Raw genomic sequence first — 1116 nt, forward strand, 5'->3', positions numbered from 1 at the left:
CAGAGCTGCGCTGTTCGCCATTGATGCTGACACGCTGCCCGCTGCGACAACTCAGTTCCAGCTTCGAGCCGGATTTGCGGATGACGGCGTGCTCGGGCGCGACCGCGCGACCAAGCAGCTGGATGCGCTGATCCGCGGCGCTGCCGATCGTCAGCTCGGCGCCGGAGATCTCCGTGTCACGGTACTCGGGTATTCCGTCGGGGCCCTGGTGTAGTTCTCGCAGCAGCGCTTCCATGCATCACCAGTAGACGAAGGTCGACACGATGTGCACCACGAGCGCGAACAGCAGCGCGAACGTCACTGGAATGTGAAAGTACAGCCAGATCTGCAGCCAGCCGCGTAACCGGATATCGCGGCGGATGCGGCGCAGAACGGCCTGCCGCCGACACAGCAATACGATCAGCTGCTGGAGATTCGCTGCCTCGATGCCCTTCTGTGCACGCGGCAACCGCTCCGCTACGAAGTCGACAACGGCCTGCTGGTCCGTGTTGCGTACCGGCGCTCCCGCGCCGCGCACGAAGAACGAATCGTCACGGCTGAACAGTTGCGCATAAACGCCGCCGCCAAGCGTCGTGCGCTCGATGCTGCTGGCTACGGCAATACCGACTTCCGGCGCGCACTTCTGCGCCAGCGAGCGGGATTCCTTGTCCAGCTCGAACAGCTCCGCAAACAACACCGCGCGGCTGCCGCCTTCGCGGTTCTTCGAGATCAGCTCCGGATTGTTGAGATAGCTGTAGAGGCCGAAGAAGCCGCTCGCAATCACGACGCACATCAGAATGTAAGCGAGCGTGTGCAGATTCCAGCCGACCTGGAAGCCGGCGTGCAGCGTCGCGATGATGAGCAGCGCCGTACCCAGGTAGACATGGGCCGAGGTCCAGCCCTGCATGCTGCCCATCGTCGATCGATAGGCGCGCTTGCGAATGCCGAGAAACGTGAGCCAGACGATGAGCAGCGCGCCGATCGAGCCGAGCACGTAGCCCTGCCACGTGCCGCCGTTCGGCGGTTGCACCGTGCCCTGGGTGGCGTAGAGCACGCCGGAGATCACGAGCAAGCTCAGCGACCACCACAGATACCGTGCTCCGCGAAAGAGCAGGAGATTGCGGTGGATCACCGCTT

The 1116-nt window shown here is 63.6% G+C and carries 2 protein-coding genes; both read right to left on the bottom strand.

All coding sequences use genetic code 11. The features are described from left to right. Nucleotides 1-235 (bottom strand): FHA domain-containing protein (locus VFZ66_09340; GenBank protein ID HEX6289382.1); only part of this gene is annotated, 235 nt, incomplete at its 3' end. A 3-nt stretch (nucleotides 236-238) separates the two neighbouring features. Continuing rightward, nucleotides 239-1116 (bottom strand): hypothetical protein (locus VFZ66_09345; protein HEX6289383.1); only part of this gene is annotated, 878 nt, incomplete at its 5' end.

The sequence above is a fragment of the Herpetosiphonaceae bacterium genome, assembly GCA_036374795.1.
In the GTDB taxonomy this organism is placed as follows: Bacteria; Chloroflexota; Chloroflexia; order Chloroflexales; family Kallotenuaceae; genus LB3-1.